The following is a 23,803-nucleotide window of genomic DNA, read 5'->3' as shown; positions in this document are numbered from 1 at the left end:
ATGGAGTCAGCCAATCACCCTTCGTTTGCGGGCCTTAGCCAACTGGAGTGGGGCCCTCGTGGGGCTGCTGCTGATCATCATGGGGGGTCTGATCCAGGCCGCCATTCCCCTGCCTCTGGCCGGAGGCGGGCTGCGCCTGTTCGATCTCCCCGTCACCGCCCAGGTGCCGGCACTGTTGCTCACGGCCCTGGTCTGCGGCCCCAGGCCGGCCCTGCTGGCGGCGGTGGGCTATCTCAGCCTCGGCCTGCTGATGCTGCCCGTGTTCCATTCCGGCGGTGGTATGGCCTACCTGCTGGATCCAGGCTTCGGCTACCTGGCCGGCTTCATGCCAGCAGCCTGGGTGAGTGGTCGGCTGGCCCGCCAGGAGGGGATGGGCGAGCTGCTGCAGCTGCTGGGAGCTGCCTGCCTGGGGTTGGTGGTGATCCAGCTTTGCGGCATCGCCAACCTGCTGCTCGGGGCTCTGGCGGGCCGCTGGGCCGCTGGACTGCCCGATCTGCTGGTCGCCTACAGCCTCGGCCCCCTGCTGCCCCAGCTGTTGCTTTGCTGCGGCGTGGCGGTGCTGGCCTGGCCCCTGCGCCGCCTCCTGCTGGTGGACCCATGAGCGCAGGCGTGAGCTCCAGTCGTCGTCTCGCCTGGACCGTGGCGGGGCTGGTGGTGGTGCTCGACCAGCTCAGCAAGGCGTGGGCTTCGGCCGCTCTGCCCTCGGGTCTGGCGGCACCCCTGATTCCGGGGCTCCTGCGTCTGAGGCTGGTGTTCAACACCGGTGCTGCGTTCAGCCTGTTCAGCGGCCAGGCCGTCTGGCTGGGTGTGGTGAGCCTGGTGGTGGCGCTGCTGCTGGTGGTGTGGATCCAGCGCCAGCCATCGTTACCGCGCTGGCAGTGTCTGGGACTCGGATCCTTGCTGGGGGGGGCCGTGGGCAATGGCCTCGACCGCTGGCGGATCGGTGGCGTGGTCGATTTTCTCGAGTTGGTGCCCGTCCAGTTCCCGGTGTTCAACCTTGCCGATGTGGCGATCAATGTGGCGGTGGTCTGCCTGATCCTCGATCTGTGGGAGGGACGTCCCCGTGAGCGCCGTTGAGGGCCTGAAGCGGGGGGTGGTGGAGCTGGAGAGCCAGGCTTCCGCGCGGGTGGAGATCCATCTGAGCGGTCACGCCCCCCTGCGGATGACGCTCCACGGCCGGCTGGTCCGCCTCGGCCGCGATCCTGGCCTTGAGCTGAGCCTGGATCACCCCGCTGTCAGCAAGCAGCACGCATGGCTCGAACCAGTGGGCCACGACTGGCTGATTCGTGACAGCGGCTCCACCAACGGGCTGTTCTGGCGCGGCCAGCGGATCCGGGAGCTGCTGCTGCGGGATGGAGATGTGGTGCGCTTCGGCCCCCCCGAGGAGCCGGGGTTGCCGGAGCTGGTGTTCGAGCGCAAGCCGATGCCCCGGGGACAGCGGCTGGCCCGTGGCCTCACCCTGGTGCTGGCGGGGCTCGGTTCGGGTGGCCTGCTCCTGCTCGCTCTGGCCGCTGTGTGGGCGCCGGTGCGGGGCAGCCTGGCGCCGGTGCGGGGCCCCCTCGCTCTCTACGACCGGTTGAACCGGCCCATCAGTTCCGCGGAATCAAGCGAACACCGCGAAAACGACGCCCTCTCCGATTTCCCGCCGGTCCTGGTGGATGCCCTGCTCGCCAGTGAGGACAGCCGCTTCTGGTGGCATCCCGGCGTGGATCCGATCGGCACCGCCCGCGCCCTGGCCACCAACGTGCTCGGTGGACGGGTGCTGGAGGGGGGCAGCACCCTCACCCAGCAGCTGGCCCGCAGCCTCTACCCGGAGCAGGTGGGCCAGGGTGAAACGCTGATCCGCAAGTGGCGGGAGCTGCTGGTGGCCCTGCAACTGGAGGCCCGCTTCAGCAAGGGCGACCTGCTGCTGAGCTACCTGAACCGGGTGTACCTGGGAGTGGGCTGGGGCTTCGAGGACGCCGCCCGCCATTACTTCGCCAAACCGGCGGCGAGGCTCAGCCTGGAGGAGGCGGCCCTGCTGGTGGGTCTGCTGCCTTCTCCCAACGGCCACGATCCCTGCATCAACCCCCAGGCGGCCCTGGAGGCCCGAAACGTCGTGCTGCTGAAGATGGCCGACAGCGGCCGCATCAGCGCTGACCGGGCCCGCCGCTCCCGCCGCAGCCCCATTCAGCTGGGGAGCCAGGCCTGCCGCAGCGGCAGCCGGCGCCCTGCGCCGTACTACACGGATCAGGTGCGTCTCGACCTGGAGAGGTTGCTGGGGGTGGATGTGGCGGCGGAGGGGAATTTCCTGGTGGAGACCCACCTGGATCCGCCGGTACAGGAGGTGGTGGAGCGGCAGCTGCGACGGCGCCTGGCCGTTTCCGCTCCCCTGGGGGTAAGCGAGGGGGCTGTGGTGCTGCTGGACAGCCGCAACGGCGGAGTGATCGCCATCGCCGGCGGGCGCGATTACCGCACCAGCCAGTACAACCGGGCCAGTCAGGCCCTGCGGCAGCCCGGCAGCACCTTCAAGCTCTTCACCTACCTGGCGGCACTGCAGCGGGGCTCCAGGCCCGGCGACTTGATCAGTTGCAGTCCCCTGAGCTGGCGCGGCCAGTCGTTCTCCAGTGGCTGCGGCGGCAGCCTCAGCCTGCGCCAGGCCTTCGCCATCAGCAGCAACACCGCCGCCCTGCGACTGGCCCGGCGGGTGGGTCTGGAGGCAGTGGTGCAGCAGGCCCAGGATCTGGGCATCAGCTCCAGCCTCAACCCCGTGCCAGGCCTGACCCTCGGTCAGAGCGAGGCTCGGCTGATCGAGCTCACCGCCGCCTATGGGGCCGTGGCCAACGGCGGGGTCTGGCATGCCCCCAGCACCATTCGCCGCCTCACCGACGCCGAGACCTGCGCGGGCCTCGAGAGTGAACGCTGCCGCCAGTTGCGCAACAAGGGCGATCAGCCGAACAGGGCCATCCAGGCCGGCCGCAGCGTGCTCAAGCCTGAGGTGGCCCGCAGCATGCAGGGGCTGCTCCAGGCCGCGGTGCGCTCCGGCACCGGCGGTGCGGCCTACCTCGGCGGGGAGGAGGGGGGCAAGACCGGCACCACCAACGGGGGCAGGGATCTCCTGTTCATCGGCTATGAGCCCAGTCGCCACTGGGTGATGGGCATCTGGCTGGGCAACGACGACAACAGCCCGACCCGCAGCGGCAGCGCCCTGGCCGCCGGCCTCTGGGGCGACATCATGCGCCAGGCCACCCCGAGCCGTGCCGCCCCAGCGGCGAAGCCCTGATGCCACGCCTGCGCCTCTGGATCTGGGTGGCGGCGGCCCTGGCCGTGATCGTGGCCCTTTCACTGCTGCTGCAGGCCTTCAACAACCTGGTGTGGCAGCTCAGCTACCTTCTGCCACCGGCCCTGGTGGGCCCGCTGCTGGTGCTGGTGCTGGGTGGCGGCGCTGTGCTGCTGCTGCGCCTGGCCTGGCCCTGGCTGCTGGCCTGGCGCAACCCCAGGCCAGTCCCTGGTTCCGGCAGCAAGCCCCTACCCGCCCCCAGCAGCCGCCAGGAGGCGGCCGGTCAGCAGTTGCGCTCCATCGATCCGGTGCTGGAGCGGGTACGCGATGAGGTGGCGCGCGAAGCCCTGCGACAGGAGCGCGACAGGGTGGAGGCGGAGCTCGCCCGCGGCGATCTGGTGCTGGTGATTTTCGGCAGTGGCTCCGCCGGCAAGACCTCCCTGATCCGTGCCCTGCTCAAGCAGGTGGTGGGGGATGTGGGGGCCGCGATGGGCTCAACCACCTCCTGTCAGACCTACCGGTTGCGCCTGAAGGGCTTGCAGCGTGGCCTGCAGCTGGTCGATACACCGGGCATTCTCGAATCCGGCCGTGACGGTCAGGAGCGTGAGCTTGAGGCCCGCCGGCAGGCGGCCCGTGCCGATCTGCTGGTGCTGGTGGTGGATGGCGATCTGCGCGCCGCGGAGTTCCAAGTGTTCGAAGCTCTCGCCAGCCTTGGTAAGCGGCTGGTGCTGGTGCTGAACAAATGTGACCTGCGCGGCGAGGAGGAGGAGCGGCGGCTGCTGGCCCTGCTGCGCCAGCGCTGCAGCGGCAGAATCGCCGCCGAGGACGTGATCCCCGCCGCCGCCGCGCCCCAGTCGATCCCCAGGCCCGGCGGTCGACCGCTGCAGCCTGCTCCTGAGGTCGACGCCCTGCTGCGCCGTCTCTCGGAGCTGCTGCATCAGGACGGCGAGGAGCTGATCGCCGATAACATTCTGCTGCAGAGCCAGCGTCTCAGCGACGCCAGCCGTGCCCTGCTCTCACGCCAGCGGCGCCAGGACGGGGAGGCCATCGTCGATCGCTACATGTGGATCGGCGCCGGGGTGCTGGTGGTGAACCCCCTGCCGGTGGTGGATCTGCTCGGCACCGCCGCCGTGAACGCTCAGATGGTGGTGGAGCTGGGCCGGGCCTACGGGGTGACGCTGACGCGCGAGGCCGGCCAGGACCTGGCCCTCTCGGTGGGACGCACCCTGGCGGGTCTGGGGGTGATCAAGGGGGGGCTCGGACTGATCACCACCGCCCTGAGCCTGAACCTGCCGGCACTGGTGGTCAGCAAGGCGGTGCAGGGGGTGAGTGCTGCCTGGTTGACGCGGATCGCGGGCCTCAGCTTCCTCACCTACTTCGAGCAGGGTCAGGACTGGGGCGATGGGGGGCTGCAGGAGGTGGTGCGCCGCCAGTACGACCTCAACCGGAGGGAGGGGGCGTTGCGCGGTTTTCTGGAGGTGGCCCTGCGCCGTGTGGTGGAGCCTCTGCAGCGGCGGCGGGACCGGCAGTTGCCACCTCGCCCAGGGCCTCGGGGGGAGGGGGCTGGAGGGGACCCCGGGCGTCGAGCACCGTGATCAGTGCGAGATACAGCACCCCGATCACAATTGAAAGGGCGCCGGTGACAATCGCCACCCAGCGTCCGCGGGGGTTTGCCTGAGGTGGCGTCTCGCTCATGGCTGTTGATCGCACATGGTCGTAATGGGTCCACGATGCCAGCTCACACCTGAAAGCCGCTCACCCCGCTGGCATTTTGCCTGGTGCCGAAGGCTGAGGTTTCAGGTCAGATCCCCGGACCGCAGCGACTGGCTGACCACCCCGGCGAGCCGCTGCAGATGCTCCTCCTGGGTGTGGGGATTGCCCAGCACTGCCTTGAGGTGGTGTTTCCCCTGGTAGCGGGGGCGGGAGAGCATCAGGTCGTGGGCCAGCAGCTCCTGGCGGCAGTGCTGCGACCAGTGCTCGCAGCCGGCGGCATCCAGCTGGCGAGGCCGGAAGGCCAGCAGGTGCAGCGGGCCGCTGAGCAGGCTGAGATCGCCGCTGCCTTGTCCCTCCTGCAACAGCTGCTGAAGGCGGCGCCGTCGCTGAATCGCCCCCTCGATCACAACCTCGATGCCATCGAGGCCCAACTGGCGCAAGCCAAGCCACAGCTTGAGAATCTCGGCACTGCGGCTGCCCTGCAGGCCGCACTCACCACCATGTCCCCCTTCGTGGCTGAGCTCCATGTATGGCAACCCCGTGGCGAAGCTTCGCTCCAGGGCGGTGGGATCAGCCAGCAGCAGCAGGGAGGAGGTCTTGGTGATCCCCAGCAGCTTCTGGGGGTTGATCGTGACCGAATCCGCCAGCCCCAGGCCCTCGACCCGCTGGCGGTGGCGCTCACTCAGACCAAGCACTCCGCCGATCGCCGCATCGACATGCAGCCAGATGTCGTGGCAGCGGCAGAGGGCGGCCAGTTCCACCAGGGGATCCACGGCCCCGCGAACGGTGGTGCCAGCCGTGGCCACCAGGGCGATCACGGGGATGCCGGAGGCGCTGAGGGTCTGCAGGCATTCGCCCACCAGTTCCGGCTGGAGGCGGCCGTCGTCATCGAGCGGCAGGCGGTGCAGGGCAGCGGCCGGAAGGCCCATCACCATCGCCGCCTTCTCCAGCGACGTGTGGCTGTCGAGGCCGCACAGCACAACGGCCTCGGGGGCGCCGCGCAGGCCGCGGCTTTCCCTCGCAGTGACAAGGGCCATCAGATTGCTGAGACTGCCGCCGCTGGCGGGGACACCACCGGCCCGCTCCCCCAGGCCAAGCCGCCGGGCCAGCCAGCCGCACAGGCTCCGCTCCAGACGGCTGAGCGACGGGGAGAGCTCTTCGGCCAGCAGATTGTTGTTCAGCCCAGCGCAGATCAGGTCCCCCACCATCGAGGCGCTCAGAGGTGGGGGATCGAGGTGGGCCAGGGCGCCTGGGTGGTTCGGGTTGTAGGCCCCCTCCATCACCAGGTGCAGATCCGCGAGCAGCCTCTGCGCTCCCAGTCCCGAAACTTCCGGCTCCACGGTGGGCAGCAGGCTCAGGCCCGGCAGGGGCGGACGGGTCTCAGCCGAGCCCAGCCAGCGGCAGAGCTGATGGGAGGCGTCCTGCAGGAACGCCTCCAGATTCGCGTCGAAGACGCCCGGTGAGGCGAAGGGCAGGGGATCGAGCGCCCTCTCCTGGTGTGGCGTGACGGCCAAGGGCAAGGCGGTCGGGGGAATCATTGTCTCGTGTAACGGGAGCAACGAGAGCTGCAGGCCGTTCGGGGATGACCTTGGATCTGGTGGCTGGCTGTCAGTCTCGGTGGACTGTGCGCCGCTTCAGCCTCCCACCTTCTGCCTATGCGACACCCTGCCCCCCTGCCGCTCAGCTGCCAGCAGTTCTGGATGGCGCGGTTGCTGCGGATGGCGCAGCGGGCGGGCGAGGCCGGCGAGATCCCCGTGGCGGCAGTTGTTCTCGATGGGGCTGGCCGTGCTCTGGGCTGGGGAACGAACCGGCGTCAATCCCAGCAGGACCCCCTGGGCCATGCCGAGCTCGTGGCGCTCAGCCAGGCCGCGCGCCTGATTCACGACTGGCGTTTCAACGCCTGCAGCCTGCTGGTGACCCTGGAGCCCTGTCCCATGTGCGCCGGAGCACTGATCCAGGCCCGGATGGGTCGGGTGGTCTTCGCCGCTGGGGATGCCAAGCGTGGAGCCCTGGGCGGCTGTCTGAATCTGGCTGCCGACCCAAGCGCGCATCACCACATGGAGGTGATGGCGGGTGTGAGGGAGCAGGAGGCCAGAGAGCTGCTGGAAAGCTGGTTCAGACGTCGGAGGCGAGCTCAGGCGATTGAGGCGACAGGCGCGGACTGACGGAAGGCGGGAAGTTCCGTTTCGAGCAGGTTGAGCAGCAGATCGACGTTCTCCGGCTGGCTGTTGAAGCCCATCAGGCCGATACGCCAGACCTTGCCAGCCAAGGCGCCCAGGCCACCGCCCACCTCGATGCCGTGGGTGTTGAGCAGGTGAAGGGAGAAGGCCTTGCCATCGATACCCTCGGGAATGCGCACCGTGGTGAGGGTGGGCAGGCGCAGGTGTTTGGGCACATGCAGCTCGAGGCCAAGGCGTTCGAGGCCTTCCCAGAGGCGCTCCGCGTTGCTGCGGTGTCGGCTCCAGGCCTGCTCCAGGCCCTCTTCTGCGAGCAGCCGCAGAGCTTCGCGCATGCCGAAGTTCATGTTCACCGGGGCGGTGTGGTGGTACACCCGGTTGCTGCCCCAGTACTGGTTGAGCAGGGAGACATCCAGATACCAGTTGGGCACTTGGCCTGTGCGGGCCGCCAGCTTGGCTTCAGCCCGCTCCCCCATGGTGAAGGGGCCGAGGCCTGGAGGGCAGCTCAGACCTTTCTGGCTGCAGCTGTAGGCCAGGTCCACACCCCAGGCGTCAAGGTGTACTGGCACAGCACCGAGAGAGGTGACCGTGTCGAGCAGCAGCAGGCAGTCGTAGCGGCGGCAGAGCTCGCCGATCCCCTCCATTGGCTGGCAGACGCCTGTGGAGGTTTCGGCATGAACCATCGCCAGGATCGCCGGGCGGTGGCTGGCCAGAGCCTGCTCGATCTCCTCGAGCGTGAAGGCTTCGCCCCAGGGCCGCTCGATCGTGGCCACCTCGGCCCGGTAGCGTCCGGCCATGTCGACGAGGCGCAGGCCGAAGTAGCCCTTCACGGCCACCAGCACCTTGTCGCCTGGCTCCACCGTGTTGGCCAGGGTGGCCTCCATGGCGGCGCTGCCCGTGCCGCTCATCGGAATGGTGAGGCGGTTCTCTGTCTGCCAGGCGTAGCGCAGCAGATCCTGCACCTCACCCATCAGTTCGATGTAGAGGGGATCCAGGTGACCGATCGGGGTGCGGGCGAGGGCCTGCAGCACCGTGGGGTGGGCGTTGGACGGTCCTGGACCGAGCAGTAGCCGGTCGGGAGTGGCGATCGGCCCCAGATTCAGGCGATGGCGATCACTCACGGCGGCCGCCGGGGAGATGGATGGGGAGGAAGTCAGGGTGACCAAGACCTGCGGCGAAACTAAGGATCGATGAACGTCAGCCTAAGCACTGAGCCAACGGCCCTCAGCTGGCCCTGAGATTGGTGTCAGCCAGACCACGGGCCATGTGCTCGAACGGAGCGCTGATCAGATTCCCTGGCTCAAGACCCGCTTCCGCCAGCCGCTCCGCCAGCACTTCGCCCAACAGAACGATGCTTCGCACCGTGGGACCGGTTGGGACCCCAAGGCTCTTGTAGGTGTCGTCGAGGCCATTGAGGACCCGCTCGTTGAGGATGGTGGGGTCGCCTGCCACGAGCGCGTAACTGGCGTAGCGCAGGAAATAGTCCATATCCCGCAGGCAGGCAGACAGCCGGCGGGTTGTGTAAGCGTTGCCGCCCGGGAGCAGCAGTTCCGGGTCCTGCTCGAAGAGACGCCGACTGGCATCCCGGACGATCTCAGTCGCTTCCCGATTGATCAGTTCCACCGCTGCCAGCCTGACTTCAGCCTGGGAGTGGTAGGTGGCGATGCTGTCGATCGCATCGCGATCGAGATAGCGCCCCAGCTGGTCATACCGGCCGATCAGACCGGTGATGGCATCGCGCATGACGTCGAGATCGTCTCACCTGGATCGGAAACTAGCATCTGGGTCTGGCCAGATCCCTGTCCAGCCATGGGATCTGGCCAATCTGACAGAAACGGTTACGCAGCTTGGCTTGCCAGCTCACGCCACGGCACGGACCGGGTCGAGGGTTACAACGGAGACGAAAGCCAGGGTGGAGCGGCCTAAGCATCGATTCCGGTTGCCCGCTCTGGCTGCCGCCAGCCTTCCTCCCCTCAGTCCTTCCCTGCCCCCATGGCCAACTCAGCCCAGGACGTGCTTCGCCGGATCAAGGACGAGGACCTTGAGCTGATCGATCTCAAGTTTGCCGATCTCCATGGCAGGTGGCAGCACCTCACCATCTGCGCCGACCTGCTCAATGAGCAGTCGTTTCAGACGGGCCTGCCCTTCGATGGCTCCTCGATCCGGGGCTGGAAAGCGATCCATGAATCGGACATGGCGATGGTTCCCGATCCGGCCACGGCCTGGATTGATCCCTTCCTTCGCCATAAAACCCTCAGCCTGATCTGCTCGATTCAGGAGCCCCGCAGCGGCGAGGCCTATGGGCGTTGCCCCCGGTCGCTGGCCCAGCGGGCCCAGGCGCACCTGGCCGGCTCAGGCCTGGCCGACACGGCCTACTTCGGTCCTGAACCGGAGTTCTTCCTGTTCGAGGACGTGCGCTACGGCTCCAGCGAGGGGGGCTGCTTCTACAGCGTCGATTCGATCGAAGCCCCCTGTAACAGCGGCCGGCTGGAGGAGGGCGGCAATCTTGCTTACAAGATGAAGGCGAAGCAGGGTTATTTCCCCGTTCCCCCCAGCGACACCTTTCAGGACATCCGCAGCGAGATGCTGCTGACCATGGCTCAGCTGGGGGTGCCGATCGAGAAGCATCACCACGAGGTGGGGGCCGCTGGCCAGCAGGAGCTGGGCATCAGGTTCGCTGAGTTGATCAGCGCGGCCGACAACGTGATGATCTACAAGTATGTGGTGCGCAACGTGGCCCGCAAATACGGGCGCACCGCCACCTTCATGCCCAAACCGGTGTTCGTTGACAACGGCAGCGGCATGCACGTTCACCAGAGCCTCTGGAGGGACGGTCAACCGTTGTTCTTCGGGCTGGGCACCTATGCGGATCTGTCCCAGACAGCCCGCTGGTACATCGGAGGACTGCTTCGCCATGCCCCCAGCTTCCTGGCCTTCACCAACCCCACCACCAACAGCTACAAGCGCCTGGTGCCGGGCTTCGAGGCGCCGGTGAATCTGGTCTATTCCCAGGGCAACCGCTCCGCGGCTGTGCGCATTCCTCTCAGCGGTGATAACCCCCGTGCCAAGCGACTCGAGTTCCGCAGCGGCGACGCCATGGCCAATCCCTACCTGGCTTTCTCCGCCATGCTGATGGCGGGTCTGGACGGCATCCGTCAGCAGATCGACCCGGGCGACGGGATGGATCTCGACCTGTTCGCGTTGCCCCCGGAAGATGTGGAGCCGATCGCCACGCTGCCCGGTTCCCTCGACGGGGTACTGGCGGCTCTAGGGGCCGACCACGAGTATCTGCTGGCCGGGAACGTGTTCAGCGAGGACTTCATCCGCACCTGGATCGCCCTCAAGACAGATGAGGTGCAGCAGCTGCGGCAGCGACCCCATCCCCACGAGTTCGCGCTCTACTACGACGGCTGAACCGAGCTGGCGCGCGGCGTGGAGCTGGCGGATTCCCCAGTGGTCCCTCGCAGCTGCCGGGTGGATCGGCTGAAATGGAGTCCTTCGATTGCCGCTTTCTCACCGGCACCCCATGCCCGACACCGTCAGCAAGTTCGCTTACCAGGCCCTGCAGCAGGGCAAGACGATCATGGGCCTGGCCCACAAGGAGCTTGGTGGCCGGCTGATGCGTCTGGTCGATCCCCAGGGCGCCCCCCAGACGGTGCCGGTGCCTGCCCAGATGACCCTGGCACTCAAGACCTCCATGGACCGGCTGCTGGAGACCGACTGGCAGGAGGCTGAGAGTGGCCTCTATCCCCCCTCCCTCCTCTTCGATGCCCCCTGGCTCGACTGGGCGGCCCGTTACCCCCTGGTCTGGCTGGACACCCCCCGTCAGTGGAACCGCCGCACCCAGCGCAAGGTGCGGGATCTGCCAAGGGATGTACGCCCCGAGGACTACCCCTCCTATTACCTGCAGAACTTCCACCATCAGACCGATGGCTACCTGAGCGACCATTCCGCTGCGCTTTACGACCTCCAGGTCGAAATCCTGTTCAACGGCAGCGCCGATGCCATGCGCCGCCGCCTGATCGCTCCGCTCAAGCGTGGGCTGCGGGCCTTCGCCCAGCGCTCACCCGGCCAGCTGCGTCTGCTGGATGTGGCAACCGGCACCGGCCGCACCCTGCGCCAGCTTCGCGGTGGTCTCGGGGAGATCCAGCTGGTGGGCCTCGACCTCTCGGCGTCCTACCTGCGCGAAGCCAACCGCTGCCTCAGCCAGTTGCCGGGGGAGCTGCCCCAGCTGGTGCAGGGCAATGCCGAGGCCCTGCCCTTCGCCGACGGCACCTTCCAGGCGGTGAGTTGTGTGTTCCTCTTCCATGAGCTTCCCGCCGAAGCCCGCCAGAACGTCCTGCGGGAGTGTTTCCGGGTGATGGAGCCAGGCGGTGTGCTGGTGCTGGCCGACTCGATCCAGCTGGCTGATTCCCCCGAGTTCTCAGCCGTGCTCGAGAATTTCCGTCGGGCCTTCCATGAGCCCTACTACCGCGATTACATCTCCGACGACATCCAGGCGCGCCTGGCTCAGGCCGGCTTCGGTGGGATCAGTGCCCAGTCCCATTTCATGACCAGGGTCTGGTCCGCCACCAAGCCTCTGGTCTGAGCGGCGTCAGCGCTGCAGCACAGCGGTCGCCCGATTGCTGCAACTCCAGAGGAACGTGAATAGATTTTCGCTGCACCCGGGTGCCTTGCTTTGAACTCCAATCCATTTCATCTGCGCTGGTTGCAGGGCTGGTCCTTTCAGACGGTTCTGATGGAGGGGCTTGTTCAGATCGAAGCCCATGGCTACGGGGTTCGCTTGCGCACCCCACTGCTGGCGGGCGAGAGTCCGAGCCTGGGTGCTGACAGGCTCGTACTCCAGGAAGACCGCCACCGCCGCTCGATGTATCACGCCTGGCGACGCGCCCAGCTTCAGCCCCCGCTGCCGACTCCCACCAAGGATGTCCTTTTCGCCAGCGGTGGTCTTTTCGCCGAGGGCAGTCCCTACCTCGTGGAGGTGATCGGGGAGGCCCCCGGGCTGTTGCTGGCCGCCTAGCGCAGCAGCCACCAGGCCAGGATCAATCCGCCTCCACCCCAGCGCAGGGCCCGCCAGAGCACCTGGTCCTGCCAGCGGCCGCTCCGCAGGGGGGCCGGAAGGGGATCAAGCAGGCGTTGACCCAGCTCAAGCCGCTGGCTCAGTCTCCTTTCGGAGCTGGAGAGATCCACCGGACTGGAGCGCTCCTGGGCTGCCAGCCGCTCCCCCTGACCTGCCACGGCCAGCAGGGTGGAGAGCCCATGCAGCCAGCCGGAGCGGCGGCTGGATGGGCGGTTGATCAATCGGGAGGATCGGCGCCGCGGTTGACGCCGCGAAGGAGGTGCCATGGAGTCAGGATGGCTCTCAACGATGTCTTTCGTCCAGTGCCGCTTTCTTCAGCGCCTGCTGCCGCCATGCGGAGCGGATCCCCCCAGGCCTGGCCGCCCACCAGCCGTGAGCTGGCTGAGGAGCTGCAGCGGCTTCTGGCCATCGATGGCCGCGACTGGCATGCCCACAAGGGTCACAAGCCCAGACGGGCGGCTGAGCAGCTAGCGGCGGCCCTAGTGCACCTGCTCGCCGAGGACAGCCCGCCCCACCGCCTCGAGGGCGACGCCCAGAAGCGGGCGATCGAACTGCTTGAGCACGGTCTGGCCTGGTTGAAGGGTGATCTGCGTGATCCCGGCTGCCCCAGCCACGGCCACTGAAGCAGCCTGAAAGTCAGGTCCGGTGCCGCTGGGCCGCCAGTTGCAGTCGGTTACCGCGCTCGCTCCAGCGCACATCATCGAAGCAGTGGTGAATCAGAAAGAAGCCCCGGCCGCAGCAGGCATCGCTGCGCTCGGGCAGCACGCCGGAGCGTGAGCAGGCCGGGACTCCGCAGCCCTCATCCTGGATCTGCCAGATCACCCAGTTGGGCGAGAGGATGCGCCGGATCCGCAGGCATTTGCGCGGGTCACACCCGTTTCCGTGCTTCACCGCGTTGACCAGAGCCTCCTGCAGGCCAAGTTGCAGCTCCGCCAGGTTGGAAGCCGTGGCCATCGGCTCCAGCAGCAGTTCCAGCAGGGGGGCTAACTGAAGGGTGGAGGGAGTGATGAAGTCGGTCCACTTCAGCGGACTGATCAGGCGCCGAAGCATCCACACCAACCATGGCTGAAATTGACCCTAACGCTCAAGGGCGCCCCAGGCTCAGCCGGTGACGATTCGGTGTTGCAAAGCTGGATGATTGAGCAGGGCATCCATCAGGCGCACCCCGCGCAACTGGTTGATCAATGGCATGTGTCCTTCCGGCGCCTCCAGGTTCCACTGGAAGCCACTGGGATAACGGGTCCAGGTGCCTTCACTCTTCCAGCCCAGCCTGGGCCAGAGCTGGTCCCAGCGACCGTTGCAGGCCCTCAGCAGTCTCCCCTGGACCGAAAAACCGAAGCGGCCCCTTGAGTAGCAGACCCAGAGCCGATCGAGGCTGGTCAGATCAAGGCTGGGCATGGGGGCCACCTCGCTGTAAAAGACGTAGCCGCGGCGGACCGCTTCGGAGCCGGCCAGTTGCCGCAGCACCTCGCTGGTGATGCGATCAGCCAGCTCGAAGGAGCGCTGGGCCAGGGCCTCCTGCAGGGGGGCATAGGCGATGCCATCACCACTGGCAAGGTTCAGCCAACCGCCCGGATATTCCTCAAGCAGGGCCTGACTGTGGTTGTCGTCTTCGGCCAGCAGCATCTGAACCCAAAGGCCGGCGATCCAGTCGTCTCCGTCGGGATCGTGGCCGCGGAGGGCCTGCAGAAGCAAAGGGCGCAACTCCTGGGATCGGGCCTCGATCTGGGGGAGCAGGCTCCGCCGCTGGCGTGGGGAGCTGGAGCTGAAACGCTCCAGCAGCTGTTCGGCGCTGGCCGTGGCGGAAGCGGGTGGACCGGAAAGCATGAAGTTCGGCGGGCCTGAGCCGGGCCGGCGTGGGCCCACTATGTCAGGCAAGGTCCAAGGGGGGGGGGTGGGGCGCCATGGCGTCGTGGATGGCGATCGACCCCTTCCTGGCGGGTGAAGGAGCGGTGCTGGATGTGCGCAGTCCGGCGGAGTTTGCCCAGGGCCATATTCCCGGAGCCCGCAATCTGCCCCTTTTCAGCGACCTCGAGCGGGCCGAGGTCGGATTGACCTACAAGCAGCGGGGCTCCCAGCAGGCGGTTCAGGCGGGACTGGCGCTGGTGGGTCCGAAGCTGGCGGCCCTGGGCGAGGGGCTGCTCGCTCACCATCAGTCGGCCCCTGGTGGGCCCCTGCGTATCCATTGCTGGCGTGGTGGCATGCGATCCGCCAGCGTCGGCTGGCTGGCCGAGACCCTGGGATTGTCGGTGCAGCTCCTTGAGGGGGGGTACAAGGCCTACCGCCGTTGGGTTCTGGCCAGGTTCGAGCACCCCTGGCCGCTGATGCTGCTGGGCGGGCGCACGGGTACCGGCAAGACCGACCTGCTGCTGGAGCTGGCCCGCCGCGGGGTGGCGGTGGTCGACCTCGAGGGACTGGCCCACCACCGCGGCAGCAGCTTCGGCGGGCTCGGGCTGCCGCCCCAGCCCAGCAACGAGCACTATGAAAACCGTCTGGCGGCGGCCCTTGTCAGCTGCGCGGGTGCCGGTGCGATCTGGCTGGAGGCGGAAAGTGCCCAGGTGGGGCGCTGCCGCATCCCGGCGAGTCTCTGGCGGCAGATGCAGAGCGCTGCGGTTCTGGAGATCCGCCGGCCCCTGGGCGAGCGGCTGCGCCGACTGGTGGCGGTCTACGGGGTTCAGGAGCCCGAGGCGTTGGCGGAGGCCACCCGCAGAATCGCCCGGCGGCTGGGACCGGAGCGCACCCAGGCGGCCCTGGCGGCGATTGAGCGAAGCGACTGGAGCGAGGCCTGCCGTTGGATGCTCGACTATTACGACCGCTGCTACGACCATGAGCTCGAGCGTCAGCGCCAACGACCTGAGCCCGGCGCTATCCATCACTCGCTCGATCTCCATGACTGGGACGAGGAGCGCTCCGCCACCTGGCTTCTGAATCAAGACCTTGTGAAGGGTGAAGGCGAGATCGGAGGGTCTGCTTAGGATCAGGCTTTGCCCCACCCCGATGACGGCTATTCAGTTCTTTCGCGGGGTGGACGAACCCGTGGTTCCCGATATCCGGCTCACCCGCTCCCGTGATGGGCGAACCGGCCAGGCCCTCTTCGTGTTCGAGCAACCCCAGGCGCTGGCTCCTGAAACCATGGGCGACATCACTGGGATGTTCCTGCTCGACGAGGAGGGCGAGCTGGTGACCCGGGAGGTGAAGGCCCGGTTCGTGAACGGCAAACCCAGCGCCCTTGAGGCCACTTACACCTGGAAGACGGAGCTGGACTTCGATCGGTTCATGCGCTTCGCCGAGCGCTACGCCGAAGGCCATGGCCTTGGTTTTGCCGATAAAGATGGCGATTCAGAGGCCGATCCGGCCAGCCCCGATCCGGCCGCTGAGGGCGGGCCCGCAGAAGCTTGAAATTCGGGCAGTGGCTGGGCCTGGCGGCGATTGTCGCTGCCGTCGCATTGCTATGGAGCCTGCGGGGGCTACTGCTTCAGCTCTTTGCCGCGGTGGTGCTGGCCCTGGCGATCTGCACCCTGGTTGGGGCGGTGCGTGCGCGGCTGGGCTGCTCCAGGCCCCTTGCCCTCACCATCAGCCTGGGGACCGTGGCCCTGGTCGTGGTGGTGGGCGGTGCGGTGCTGATCCCTCCTTTCGTGGAGCAGTTCGCCGAGCTGCTGGCCAAGCTGCCCGATGCGGCGGATGTGTTGATCGGCCTGGCCCGCCGGATGCTGGCCAACGTCAGCCGGATCCTCTGGGGTCGCCATGATGGCTCGCTGGAGTGGCTTCAGCAGCTCTGGCCCGCAAGGGGGCCGAGCCCCGATGTGGTGGCCGGTGGTCTTGGCGGCGGTGCCCTGAGGCTGCTTGGCCTGGCGAGCAACCTGGGCACCGGCACCCTGCAACTTGTGTTCGTGCTGGCGGTGACCCTGATGCTGGCGGTCCAGCCCACCGGCTATCGCGATGTGGCGGTGCTGCTGGCCCCCTCCTTCTATCGCCGGCGACTGCGCCAGGTGCTCGACCTCTGCGGAGCGGCCCTGAGCGACTGGATGGTGGGGGTGGCGATCAGCTCGGTCTGCGTGGCTCTGCTGGCGGGCATCGGTCTGTCGTTGCTTGGGGTGAAGCTGGTGGTGGCTAATGCCCTGCTGGCTGGTCTGCTCAATGTGATCCCCAATGTGGGGCCCACCCTGAGCACGATCTTCCCGATGTCGGTGGCCCTGCTCGACGCCCCCTGGAAGGCCCTTGCCGTTCTGGGTCTCTACGTGGTGGTGCAGCACCTGGAGAGCTACGTGATCACCCCGTCGGTGATGCACGCCAAGCTTCGGCTGCTGCCCGGCCTCACCCTCACCGCCCAGTTCCTGTTCACCGTGATCTTCGGACCACTGGGCCTGCTGCTGGCCTTGCCGATGGCGGTGTGCGTGCAGGTGATCTTGCGGGAGGTGGTCATCCACGACATCCTGGATCCCTGGAAACGCCAGCGATTGTCCCCGTGAACGGCCGTGCCCTGCTGGGGACCCTCGCCCTTGTGCTGCTGGCCCTGCTGGTGTGGGAACTGCGCTGGGTGCTGCTTGTGCTCTTCGGGGCCGTGGTGCTGGCGGTGGCGCTGGATGTGCCGGTGAGCCTGCTGCGCCGCCGTCTGCCCTTGAACCGCCCCAGCGCCGTGGCCCTGGTGATCGTGACCCTGGTGGTGGTGGGCTGGAAGGTCTCGGAGCTGTTGCTGCCCGAGCTGCTGCAGCAGGCCAATCAGTTCACCCAGCTGCTGCCGGTGTTGCTGGAGCGACTCGGCGATCTGGCCGGCGGCTCCATGGCTTTTCGCAGCTTCGAGGAGCGGTTGCTTCAGCTGGCCACCTGGGACAAGCTGCAGCCCCTGGGCACCCAGCTGCTGGGAGTGGCGGGGGGCGCTGCGAATTCCACGATCCAGATCCTGCTGATGGTGCTGCTGGCCATCCTGTTGGCCCTGGATCCAAGGCACCATCAGCGGCTGGTGCTGGCTGCCACTCCCCAGTTCTGGCGAGAGCAGATGCGCTCGCTGTTGGGGGAGTCGCGCGAGGCTCTCGGCGGCTGGCTGGCGGGGATGACCATCTCGGCGGTGGCGGTGTTCCTGCTCACCTGGGCGGGACTGGCGCTGCTGCGGGTGCCCCTCGCCCTGCTGAGTGGACTGGTCTGCGGGCTGCTCACCTTCGTACCGACGATTGGCCCGACGGTGGCAACGGCCCTGCCCCTGGCGGTGGCCCTGCTGATCTCTCCAGCCAAGGTGGCGCAGGTGCTGATCTTGCGCCTGCTGCTGCAGAACATCGAAGCCTTCGTGCTCACCCCGCTGCTGCTCAGCCGCACGGTCAACCTCCTGCCCACGGTGGCCCTGATGGCTCAGCTGAGCCTTGGTGCCCTGCTGGGGCTGCCAGGCGTGCTGTTGGCCTTGCCACTGGTGGTGGTGCTGCAGGTGATCTTCCAGCGGGTTCTGGTGGAGCAGGTGATGGACCGCTGGACCTGATCAGCGGTAGTGCCTGATCAGGCTGGGGGTGAGCAGAAGGACCGATACGGCCAGGGGGTGCTGCTGAATCGCCGTGAGCATGGACGACCAGGTGAAGTGGTCGGCCAGCAGCCGCAGTTCCGACCTGAGATCGCCCAGGGCTAACAGAGCCAGCAGCACGGGGATGAGCGGCGGGAGGCGCCGCATCAAGCTGCGCCGGCAGGGGCCGCCCCATCCGATGGAGCTGAGCCCACGAAGCCCTTGCCGCTGAACAGGGGCAGCAGGGTGGGGGCCACACCAATGCTCGACCAGCTGCCGACACTGATGCCGACGGTGAGCGCCACGGAAAACCAGAACAGACTGCTGCCCCCGAAGAACAGGATCCCCAGCAGGGGCAGCAAGGTGGTGAGCGAAGTGTAAAGGGAGCGGGTCAAGGTGGCATCGACGGCCACATCCACCTGATCACTGAAGGGCAGACTCCCCAGGCTTGCTTTCTGCTCCCGGATCCGGTCGAACACCACCACCGTGTCAGTCACGGAGTAGCCGGCCACGGTGATCAGCGCCACCGCAAAGAGGGAATCCACTTCAATCCCCCTCAACAACCCGAGCCAGGCGAACACTCCGGTAGTGATCAAAACATCGTGGGCCAGGCAGAAAATGGCCAGAAAAGCGAAGATCCGGTCGTAGCGGAGGGTGATGTAGATGGCGATGGCGGCGAAGCTCACCAGCAGGGAGAGGAGACTGCTGCGCAGCAATTGGTCCCCGAGGGTGGGTCCGATCGTGTCAACCGACGAACCTCCATCTTCGAAGGGCCCCAGGCTGGTGGCAAGCTGGTCGATCAAAGCGGTCCCCTGGGCAACACTGAGGCTGGGAAGGCGCAGCTCGATCGACCGCCCCTGGTCCAACACCTGTACGGGGGCCCCCCTGAGGCCTGGTGCTGCCACATCACCCTCGGCTGGAAGCTTCAGGCTGTCGAGTCGCTCTGACACATGGAGAACCGTGACCGCCGAACAGTTGGGCTCACAGGCCCTCTCTATCTGGATGCGGGTGCCACCGGTAAAATCAAGGCCAGGCTTGAGCGGGGCGCCGATGGCGGGGTTGAGCCAGGAGAGGCCGATGCCGATCAGGCTGATCAGGCAGGCCAGAGCAGAACCCCACCAGGCGATGCGCCTGAAGCGCGTGATTCGGAAATACTGGATCGGCGGCATCATTGCCGTTCCGGACGGAGAAGGTGTCATGGGTGCTCAGGCGGCTGACGAGGGCAGTTCACGGCTGGGCAGGAAGTAGCTGGCTCGACGAAGCGCGGGGTAACTCATCATCAGGCGCAACAACACACGGGTGCAGGAAAGAGCAGTGAAGAGGCTGAGCAGCAGCCCGATGCCGAGGGTCACGGCAAAGCCCTTGACCAGGCCGGTTCCCAGGGCGAAGAGGGACACACAGCTGATCAGTCCGGTGACGTGGCCATCGAGAATCGAGGAGAAGGCCAGGGAGAAGCCGGAGTCCATCGAGCGGATCAGGGTGGTTCCGGCGCGCAGCTCCTCCTTGACTCGCTCGAAGATCAGCACGTTGGCGTCGACCGCCATGCCGATTGAGAGGATGAAACCGGCGATCCCAGGGAGGGTCAGTGTGACCGGGATCAGGGCGTAGATGGCCAGGTTGAACAGGGCATACAGGCTGAGGGCCGCCACTGCGACCGCTCCGGGAAGCCGATAGACCACCACCATGAACATCGCCACCAGGACCAGCCCCGACAGGGCGGCCACCAGGCTGGTGCGGATGTTCTCGGCGCCGAGCATGGGGCCGACCGTGCGCACCTCGACGATCTTCACCGGCAGGGGCAGGGAGCCGCCCCGGAGCTGAACTTCCAGATCCCGTGCTTCTTCGGGCGTGAAATTGCCGGTGATGCTGGCGGAGCCGCCGGTGATGCCGGCTACGGCGAACTCCTTGCTCACCGAAGCTTCGCTGATCGAGCGGCCATCGAGCACGATGCCGAGCAGGCGATTGCTGCCGGCGATCGACTGGGTGAGTTTGGCGAAGGCCTCGCCGCCCTCGCGGTTGAAGCTCAGGGTCACGTCCCAGCCGGTGCCGGTCTGCTGCTGCTGCCGGCCGGCGCTGACCAGGTCCTTGCCGGTGAGCAGGGCTGGCTCGTAGAGGGCCACCACCCGTTTGTTGACTTCATCGAGCAGGGCTTCGATCTGCTCGGTTTCGCCGGCCCCTGCCGGCACCTCCACCCCGAGTTCCCGCAGGGCCTTGGCCAGATCCTCGGCGGGGAAGCTGGGGGCCGGGGCTGGTGGCTTGCCTGGTGCCGCGGGTTGGGCCTGATCCTCCAGGGTGCGCCGCCGGCTGAGGTCGAGCACGGCCTGGGCCTGGCGTTTGAGCCGCAGCAGACCCTGCATCTCCTTCTCGGTGCCGGGCTTCTGGGAGCGGAATTCGAGCAGAGCGGTGGTGCCGAACACCTTGGCGGCCCGGGTGGGGTCCTGCTCGCCCGGAAGCTGCAGCACCAGCTGGTCTTCACCGATGGTCTGGAGGGTGGATTCGGCCACGCCCAGGCCGTTGACACGGCGGTCGAGCACCTCCTTGACGGCCTCCAGCTGCTCTCGCTTCACCGTTTTGATGGCGCCGGCAGGCAGCACCTGCAGGGTGAGCTGGCTGCCGCCTCGCAGATCCAGACCGAGCTGTAGGGGGAAGCTGAACAGAACGGCCCCGGCGGCGATCGCCAGGGCAAGGATCAGGGCAAACAACCCCTGCTGGCGTGCCATCTCAGATCGTGCCTGCCTTGAGCTGGCGTGCCGCCGCGACGATCTGGTGGGGCTGGATGATCGTCAGATTCTCGAGCGCGCCGTTGTAGGGGGTGGGAATGTCCTGGCTGGAAAGGCGTACGGGCCGGGCGTCGAGATCATCGAAGCAGTGCTCGGTGATCAGGGCCAGCAATTCGGCGCCGATGCCACCGGTTTTCATGCACTCCTCCACCACCAGCACCTTGTGGGTCTTGCGGATCGAGCGGGTAATGGTCTTCATGTCGAAGGGTTTAAGGCTGACCAGATCGATCAGTTCCACACTCACACCATCAGCCTCAAGCTGCTCCACCGCCTTCAGGCAGTGGTAGCGCATCCGTGAATAGGTTAGGATCGTGACGTCCGTGCCTTCCTGCACCACCTCCGCCTGGTCGAGAGAGCAGATGTAATCCCCCTCTGGAATCTCCTCGCTGAGGTTGTAGAGGAGCACGTGCTCGAAAAAGAGCACTGGGTTGTTGTCGCGGATAGCAGCCTTCATCAGCCCCTTGGCGTTCGTCGGGGTGCTCACCGCCACGATCTTGATGCCGGGCACGGCGTGGAAATAAGCCTCGAGGCGCTGGCTGTGCTCAGCTCCCAGCTGGCGCCCCACACCCCCGGGACCGCGCACCACCGTGGGAATGGTGTAGTTGCCGCCGCTGGTATAGCGCAGCATTCCCATGTTGTTGGAGATCTGGTTGAAGGCCAGCAGCAGGAAACCCATGTTCATGCCCTCCACGATCGGTCGCAGGCCGGTCATCGCGGCACCGACGGCCATGCCCGTGAAACTGTTCTCGGCAATCGGAGTGTCGAGCACCCGCAGTTCGCCGTACTTCTCGTAGAGATCCTTGGTGACTTTGTAGGACCCGCCGTATTGGCCGACGTCCTCCCCGAACACGCAAACGTAGGGATCGCGGGCCATCTCCTCGTCGATGGCATCGCGCAGGGCGTTGAAGAGAAGGGTCTCGGCCACGGACGGTCTGCGAGCCCGGCGATTGCCGGTGGAGCGGCCAACTTATCTCAGGCTTCGGCTCCCGGCGGTTGCTGGTCGGGCTCAGCCCCCGGCGGCGAAGGTGGCCAGCAACAGCACCGAGAGCAGCATGCCAGGGGAGAGCAACAGGGCCAGCAGGCCGAGGTCGTGGGGAGTCATGGCGTTGTCAGGCTCGCTGGAAGCTTAGGAAGCCTCGCCCTTTTCAACCGGCAGCAAGCTGCGAATGAAGACAAGGCTCAGCCCCAGGGCGACGAAGGCAAAGGTGAAGGTGGCCAGAAAGCTCATGCCCACCACCAGCGTCTTCATGGCCGTGCCGATGCTCTGGGCAAAGGCCTTGCTGTAGTGCGGCGGATGCAGGCTGTACCAACCCACCACCCGCACGCTCAGGCCCAGGCTGACCCAGGCCAGCAGCCCACTGGTGAGGGCGCCGGAGAGGAAACTGAGCGGTCCCTTGCGAGGGGCGCTTGGCTTGGACTCGGTTGGCTCCGGAGTGCTCATGGGGCCTGGTCTGGTTGCACGATCCTCACCCCCATGCTGCGGCAGCGGCAGCACCAGACCTCGAATCCTCCATCGGCGAGGCGATCCCTGAGCTGGTCACGGGCTGCCTCGGCCCGCTCCAGTCCAGGGAAGAGGGCGAACAGGCTGGGCCCTGACCCGCTCATCGCCACCGCCAGGGGATCGATCGCCTGACGCAGCAGGGCCAGCCCCGTTCGCACGCTCTGCTGCTCCGACTCCACCACCGCCTGCAGGTCGTTGCGCAGGGGCGGCAGGGCTCTCTCCCCATGCAGAGCGGCCAGCAGCGCTCCATCGCGCAGGTTCTGCCGCCGTTGTTCGAAGTCGCTCTCGTATTCGAGATAGAAATCTCCCCGCAGCTCACGGCAACGGCCATAGGCCCAGGGAGTGGAGACACTGGCGGCCGGGTCTTTGATCAGCAGCACCCCCAGCTCTTCGGGCCCCTGGGGTCCCAGGGCGCGCGGACCTGCTTCAGGCAGGGGCACCGGCTCGAGGATTTCACCTCGGCCGAAGCACAGCTGGGTGCCGCCGGAGAGTGTGAAGGGCACATCCGAACCGAGCTCCGCCGCCAGCTGCTGCAGGGTGCTGTCGCCGAGCTGGAGCCCCCAGAGCCGGTTCAGGCCCAGCAGGGCAGCGGCTCCGTCGCTGGAGCCGCCGGCCAGGCCGGCGCCGATCGGAATGCGCTTCTCGAGCTCGATCGTGGCCCCAAGCTCCGGCCGGCCGGCGTGCTGCCTGAGCAGCTCGGCGGCCCGCACCACAAGGTTGCTCCCGTCGGTGGGAAGGGTGCTGTCGTGGCAGCGCAGCACGATCGCCCCATCGCCTCGCGGCTCGATGGCCAGGCGATCGGCCAGATCGAGGCTCTGCATCACCATCGCCAGCTCGTGGAAGCCATCGCTGCGCAGCCCGAGCACTTCCAGATGCAGGTTGATCTTGGCCGGGGCCTCCACCAGCACGGGGGCCGAGCGGGTTTCAGCTGAGAGAGGGTCAACCATGGGCGGTTGGATCTGGGATGGGTGCGTGGCACTCACGTGGGCTCTGTGGCGAGAGGTACAGCTGGCGGGTCAGCTCCACCCAGCGCTGGGGGGAGAGCTCCTGGGGCCGCTGCTGGAGGGAGACCCCCGCCCGCTGGGCCCGCTCGCTCAGCTCTTCTTCGGGCCAGAGCCCGGCCAGACTGTTCCTCAGCATCTTGCGACGGGCAGAGAAGCAGCGCTTGAGCAGCCCCTCGAGCCGCCCGGCCTGCTCCGGATCCAGCCGCTCGGATGGCGGCAGTGGATCGAGCACGATCACCTCCGACATCACCCGCGGTGGCGGCTGGAAGCAGCGGGGTGGTACGGCGCAGACCGAGCTGCAGCGGGCCAGCAGTTGGAGGCGCACGCTCAGGGCGCTGAAGGCGCTGCTGCCGGCCACCGCCCGGATGCGCTCGCCCACTTCCTGCTGCACGAGCAGCACCAGACGCCGATAGGGACTGGCCAGGGGGCGGTCAAGCCGGCCGACCAGCCGCTCCAGCAGGGGACCTGTGATGTTGTAAGGGATGTTGGCCACCACCTTGTCCGTCGCTGGTAGATCCAGGCGCAACACGTCGCCCTCCAGCAGTTGGAAGCGTTCGTCGCCAGCGAACTGGTGGCGCAGGCCGGCCACGAGGTCACGGTCGAGTTCGATCGCATGGAGCTCCGCCAGCGATGTGGCCAGGAGCCGTTCCGTGAGGGCTCCGCGGCCCGGGCCCACCTCCAGCACCCGCTCCCCCGGCTGCAGCTCCGCCGCCGCCACGATCCGCTCCAGCACGCTGCCGTCGGTGAGCCAGTGCTGACCGAAGCGCTTGCGGGTGTGGTGGCCCCCGAAGGACATGGGCATCA

At 67.2% G+C, this 23,803-nt stretch carries 26 protein-coding genes; 13 read left to right on the top strand and 13 right to left on the bottom strand.

Annotated elements, in window-relative coordinates:
* The first annotated feature begins 25 nt into the window (after positions 1 to 25).
* Genes CJZ82_RS01650 through CJZ82_RS01635 form a run of 4 tightly spaced genes read left to right on the top strand, consistent with a single transcriptional unit; the run spans position 26 to position 4,854 of the window.
* Positions 26 to 601 (top strand): biotin transporter BioY, encoded by a 576-nt coding sequence (locus CJZ82_RS01650; RefSeq protein WP_094554027.1) that lies wholly within the window; start codon positions 26 to 28, stop codon positions 599 to 601.
* Entirely contained in the window at positions 598 to 1,077 is a 480-nt protein-coding gene (gene lspA / locus CJZ82_RS01645; protein WP_094554026.1) for a signal peptidase II, read from the top strand. Before CJZ82_RS01650 ends, lspA begins: the two co-directional genes overlap by 4 nt.
* A complete protein-coding gene (locus tag CJZ82_RS01640; RefSeq protein ID WP_094554025.1) occupies positions 1,064 to 3,262 on the top strand; it encodes a transglycosylase domain-containing protein in 2,199 nt (732 codons plus the stop codon). The genes lspA and CJZ82_RS01640 overlap by 14 nt, the downstream gene beginning before the upstream one ends.
* The gene (locus tag CJZ82_RS01635) at positions 3,262 to 4,854 is read left to right on the top strand and encodes a YcjF family protein (protein WP_198949603.1); all 1,593 of its coding nucleotides are present in this window, start codon (positions 3,262 to 3,264) and stop codon (positions 4,852 to 4,854) included. The genes CJZ82_RS01640 and CJZ82_RS01635 overlap by 1 nt, the downstream gene beginning before the upstream one ends.
* Positions 4,855 to 5,055: 201 nt before the next feature.
* Here CJZ82_RS01635 and CJZ82_RS01630 read toward each other — a convergent pair whose 3' ends face one another.
* Positions 5,056 to 6,510, bottom strand: coding sequence for a pyridoxal-dependent decarboxylase (locus tag CJZ82_RS01630; RefSeq protein WP_094554023.1), 1,455 nt, complete (start codon positions 6,508 to 6,510; stop codon positions 5,056 to 5,058).
* Between the two features lie 117 nt (positions 6,511 to 6,627).
* Here CJZ82_RS01630 and CJZ82_RS01625 point away from each other — a divergent pair, with 117 nt between their 5' ends.
* Complete coding sequence (locus tag CJZ82_RS01625) at positions 6,628 to 7,137, top strand: nucleoside deaminase (RefSeq protein ID WP_094554022.1); 510 nt, start codon at positions 6,628 to 6,630, stop codon at positions 7,135 to 7,137.
* Here CJZ82_RS01625 and CJZ82_RS01620 read toward each other — a convergent pair.
* Entirely contained in the window at positions 7,107 to 8,270 is a 1,164-nt protein-coding gene (locus CJZ82_RS01620; protein WP_198949616.1) for an alanine--glyoxylate aminotransferase family protein, read from the bottom strand. The two genes, CJZ82_RS01625 and CJZ82_RS01620, sit on opposite strands and share 31 nt — an antisense overlap.
* Positions 8,271 to 8,373: 103 nt before the next feature.
* Positions 8,374 to 8,892 carry an allophycocyanin subunit beta gene (locus CJZ82_RS01615; RefSeq protein WP_094554021.1) on the bottom strand — a complete coding sequence of 173 codons (519 nt, stop codon included), beginning with the start codon at positions 8,890 to 8,892 and terminating at the stop codon, positions 8,374 to 8,376.
* Between the two features lie 249 nt (positions 8,893 to 9,141).
* Here CJZ82_RS01615 and glnA point away from each other — a divergent pair, with 249 nt between their 5' ends.
* From glnA to CJZ82_RS01600, 3 genes are all read left to right on the top strand, one after another.
* Positions 9,142 to 10,563 (top strand): type I glutamate--ammonia ligase, encoded by a 1,422-nt coding sequence (glnA, locus tag CJZ82_RS01610; RefSeq protein WP_094554020.1) that lies wholly within the window; start codon positions 9,142 to 9,144, stop codon positions 10,561 to 10,563.
* A 112-nt stretch (positions 10,564 to 10,675) separates the two neighbouring features.
* Positions 10,676 to 11,737, top strand: coding sequence for a class I SAM-dependent methyltransferase (locus tag CJZ82_RS01605; RefSeq protein ID WP_094554019.1), 1,062 nt, complete (start codon positions 10,676 to 10,678; stop codon positions 11,735 to 11,737).
* Between the two features lie 150 nt (positions 11,738 to 11,887).
* Complete coding sequence (locus CJZ82_RS01600) at positions 11,888 to 12,169, top strand: hypothetical protein (RefSeq protein WP_094554140.1); 282 nt, start codon at positions 11,888 to 11,890, stop codon at positions 12,167 to 12,169.
* Here CJZ82_RS01600 and CJZ82_RS01595 read toward each other — a convergent pair.
* Positions 12,166 to 12,495, bottom strand: a complete 330-nt coding sequence (locus tag CJZ82_RS01595; RefSeq protein ID WP_233129960.1) for a hypothetical protein — start codon at positions 12,493 to 12,495, stop codon at positions 12,166 to 12,168. The genes CJZ82_RS01600 and CJZ82_RS01595 overlap by 4 nt on opposite strands.
* Before the next feature lie 66 nt (positions 12,496 to 12,561).
* Between CJZ82_RS01595 and CJZ82_RS01590 the strand changes: the two genes are divergently transcribed.
* A complete protein-coding gene (locus tag CJZ82_RS01590) occupies positions 12,562 to 12,852 on the top strand; it encodes a DUF6439 family protein (protein WP_233129959.1) in 291 nt (96 codons plus the stop codon).
* Between the two features lie 13 nt (positions 12,853 to 12,865).
* Here the strand turns inward: CJZ82_RS01590 and CJZ82_RS01585 are convergent, their stop codons facing one another.
* Together CJZ82_RS01585 and CJZ82_RS01580 are read right to left on the bottom strand one after the other, a co-directional pair.
* A complete protein-coding gene (locus CJZ82_RS01585; RefSeq protein ID WP_198949615.1) occupies positions 12,866 to 13,279 on the bottom strand; it encodes an ATP-binding protein in 414 nt (137 codons plus the stop codon).
* A 51-nt stretch (positions 13,280 to 13,330) separates the two neighbouring features.
* Positions 13,331 to 14,056: a GUN4 domain-containing protein gene (locus tag CJZ82_RS01580; protein WP_094554015.1), complete on the bottom strand. Its 726-nt coding sequence runs from the start codon at positions 14,054 to 14,056 to the stop codon at positions 13,331 to 13,333.
* A 77-nt stretch (positions 14,057 to 14,133) separates the two neighbouring features.
* On the opposite strand from CJZ82_RS01580, the gene mnmH reads away from it, so the two are divergent.
* Genes mnmH through CJZ82_RS01560 form a run of 4 tightly spaced genes read left to right on the top strand, consistent with a single transcriptional unit; the run spans position 14,134 to position 17,696 of the window.
* Positions 14,134 to 15,204 (top strand): tRNA 2-selenouridine(34) synthase MnmH, encoded by a 1,071-nt coding sequence (gene mnmH / locus CJZ82_RS01575; RefSeq protein ID WP_094554014.1) that lies wholly within the window; start codon positions 14,134 to 14,136, stop codon positions 15,202 to 15,204.
* A 22-nt stretch (positions 15,205 to 15,226) separates the two neighbouring features.
* Entirely contained in the window at positions 15,227 to 15,628 is a 402-nt protein-coding gene (psb28, locus tag CJZ82_RS01570; RefSeq protein ID WP_094554013.1) for a photosystem II reaction center protein Psb28, read from the top strand.
* Complete coding sequence (locus tag CJZ82_RS01565) at positions 15,625 to 16,698, top strand: AI-2E family transporter (protein WP_094554012.1); 1,074 nt, start codon at positions 15,625 to 15,627, stop codon at positions 16,696 to 16,698. Before psb28 ends, CJZ82_RS01565 begins: the two co-directional genes overlap by 4 nt.
* Entirely contained in the window at positions 16,695 to 17,696 is a 1,002-nt protein-coding gene (locus CJZ82_RS01560; RefSeq protein WP_094554011.1) for an AI-2E family transporter, read from the top strand. The genes CJZ82_RS01565 and CJZ82_RS01560 overlap by 4 nt, the downstream gene beginning before the upstream one ends.
* Here the strand turns inward: CJZ82_RS01560 and CJZ82_RS01555 are convergent, their stop codons facing one another.
* The 7 genes from CJZ82_RS01555 to rsmA form a co-directional block, all read right to left on the bottom strand.
* On the bottom strand, positions 17,697 to 17,882 hold the full coding sequence (locus CJZ82_RS01555; RefSeq protein ID WP_094554010.1) for a hypothetical protein: 186 nt from the start codon (positions 17,880 to 17,882) through the stop codon (positions 17,697 to 17,699). It lies immediately after the preceding gene.
* Positions 17,882 to 18,913 (bottom strand): protein translocase subunit SecF, encoded by a 1,032-nt coding sequence (gene secF / locus CJZ82_RS01550; protein ID WP_233129958.1) that lies wholly within the window; start codon positions 18,911 to 18,913, stop codon positions 17,882 to 17,884. The genes CJZ82_RS01555 and secF overlap by 1 nt, the downstream gene beginning before the upstream one ends.
* A 6-nt stretch (positions 18,914 to 18,919) precedes the next feature.
* Positions 18,920 to 20,434, bottom strand: a complete 1,515-nt coding sequence (secD, locus tag CJZ82_RS01545) for a protein translocase subunit SecD (protein WP_094554009.1) — start codon at positions 20,432 to 20,434, stop codon at positions 18,920 to 18,922.
* Position 20,435: 1 nt separating this feature from the next.
* Positions 20,436 to 21,419, bottom strand: coding sequence for a pyruvate dehydrogenase complex E1 component subunit beta (locus CJZ82_RS01540; protein WP_094554008.1), 984 nt, complete (start codon positions 21,417 to 21,419; stop codon positions 20,436 to 20,438).
* 201 nt (positions 21,420 to 21,620) lie between these two features.
* Entirely contained in the window at positions 21,621 to 21,935 is a 315-nt protein-coding gene (locus CJZ82_RS01535) for a DUF3082 domain-containing protein (protein WP_094554007.1), read from the bottom strand.
* On the bottom strand, positions 21,932 to 22,942 hold the full coding sequence (ispE, locus tag CJZ82_RS01530; protein WP_094554006.1) for a 4-(cytidine 5'-diphospho)-2-C-methyl-D-erythritol kinase: 1,011 nt from the start codon (positions 22,940 to 22,942) through the stop codon (positions 21,932 to 21,934). The genes CJZ82_RS01535 and ispE overlap by 4 nt, the downstream gene beginning before the upstream one ends.
* A complete protein-coding gene (gene rsmA / locus CJZ82_RS01525) occupies positions 22,935 to 23,795 on the bottom strand; it encodes a 16S rRNA (adenine(1518)-N(6)/adenine(1519)-N(6))-dimethyltransferase RsmA (protein ID WP_094554005.1) in 861 nt (286 codons plus the stop codon). Before rsmA ends, ispE begins: the two co-directional genes overlap by 8 nt.
* Between the last annotated feature and the right edge of the window lie 8 nt (positions 23,796 to 23,803).

The sequence above is a fragment of the Synechococcus sp. 1G10 genome (assembly GCF_002252625.1).
In the GTDB taxonomy this organism is placed as follows: Bacteria; Cyanobacteriota; Cyanobacteriia; order PCC-6307; family Cyanobiaceae; genus Regnicoccus_A.
Note: the sequence above shows the minus strand (reverse complement) of the source record. Positions and strands in the feature narration are given on the sequence as shown.

What these genes read in the sequence shown, in the direction of transcription:
- CJZ82_RS01630 (WP_094554023.1), bottom strand. Translation starts at nt 6,510, where the DNA reads ATGATTCCCCCGACCGCCTTGCCCTTGGCCGTCACGCCACACCAGGAG.
- ispE (WP_094554006.1), bottom strand. Translation starts at nt 22,942, where the DNA reads ATGGTTGACCCTCTCTCAGCTGAAACCCGCTCGGCCCCCGTGCTGGTG.
- lspA (WP_094554026.1), top strand. Translation starts at nt 598, where the DNA reads ATGAGCGCAGGCGTGAGCTCCAGTCGTCGTCTCGCCTGGACCGTGGCG.
- rsmA (WP_094554005.1), bottom strand. Translation starts at nt 23,795, where the DNA reads ATGTCCTTCGGGGGCCACCACACCCGCAAGCGCTTCGGTCAGCACTGG.
- psb28 (WP_094554013.1), top strand. Translation starts at nt 15,227, where the DNA reads ATGACGGCTATTCAGTTCTTTCGCGGGGTGGACGAACCCGTGGTTCCC.
- CJZ82_RS01635 (WP_198949603.1), top strand. Translation starts at nt 3,262, where the DNA reads ATGCCACGCCTGCGCCTCTGGATCTGGGTGGCGGCGGCCCTGGCCGTG.
- CJZ82_RS01600 (WP_094554140.1), top strand. Translation starts at nt 11,888, where the DNA reads ATGGAGGGGCTTGTTCAGATCGAAGCCCATGGCTACGGGGTTCGCTTG.
- CJZ82_RS01535 (WP_094554007.1), bottom strand. Translation starts at nt 21,935, where the DNA reads ATGAGCACTCCGGAGCCAACCGAGTCCAAGCCAAGCGCCCCTCGCAAG.
- CJZ82_RS01625 (WP_094554022.1), top strand. Translation starts at nt 6,628, where the DNA reads ATGCGACACCCTGCCCCCCTGCCGCTCAGCTGCCAGCAGTTCTGGATG.
- secF (WP_233129958.1), bottom strand. Translation starts at nt 18,913, where the DNA reads ATGACACCTTCTCCGTCCGGAACGGCAATGATGCCGCCGATCCAGTAT.
- CJZ82_RS01595 (WP_233129960.1), bottom strand. Translation starts at nt 12,495, where the DNA reads ATGGCACCTCCTTCGCGGCGTCAACCGCGGCGCCGATCCTCCCGATTG.
- CJZ82_RS01590 (WP_233129959.1), top strand. Translation starts at nt 12,562, where the DNA reads ATGCGGAGCGGATCCCCCCAGGCCTGGCCGCCCACCAGCCGTGAGCTG.
- mnmH (WP_094554014.1), top strand. Translation starts at nt 14,134, where the DNA reads ATGGCGTCGTGGATGGCGATCGACCCCTTCCTGGCGGGTGAAGGAGCG.
- glnA (WP_094554020.1), top strand. Translation starts at nt 9,142, where the DNA reads ATGGCCAACTCAGCCCAGGACGTGCTTCGCCGGATCAAGGACGAGGAC.
- CJZ82_RS01580 (WP_094554015.1), bottom strand. Translation starts at nt 14,056, where the DNA reads ATGCTTTCCGGTCCACCCGCTTCCGCCACGGCCAGCGCCGAACAGCTG.
- CJZ82_RS01555 (WP_094554010.1), bottom strand. Translation starts at nt 17,882, where the DNA reads ATGCGGCGCCTCCCGCCGCTCATCCCCGTGCTGCTGGCTCTGTTAGCC.
- secD (WP_094554009.1), bottom strand. Translation starts at nt 20,434, where the DNA reads ATGGCACGCCAGCAGGGGTTGTTTGCCCTGATCCTTGCCCTGGCGATC.
- CJZ82_RS01585 (WP_198949615.1), bottom strand. Translation starts at nt 13,279, where the DNA reads ATGCTTCGGCGCCTGATCAGTCCGCTGAAGTGGACCGACTTCATCACT.
- CJZ82_RS01605 (WP_094554019.1), top strand. Translation starts at nt 10,676, where the DNA reads ATGCCCGACACCGTCAGCAAGTTCGCTTACCAGGCCCTGCAGCAGGGC.
- CJZ82_RS01615 (WP_094554021.1), bottom strand. Translation starts at nt 8,892, where the DNA reads ATGCGCGATGCCATCACCGGTCTGATCGGCCGGTATGACCAGCTGGGG.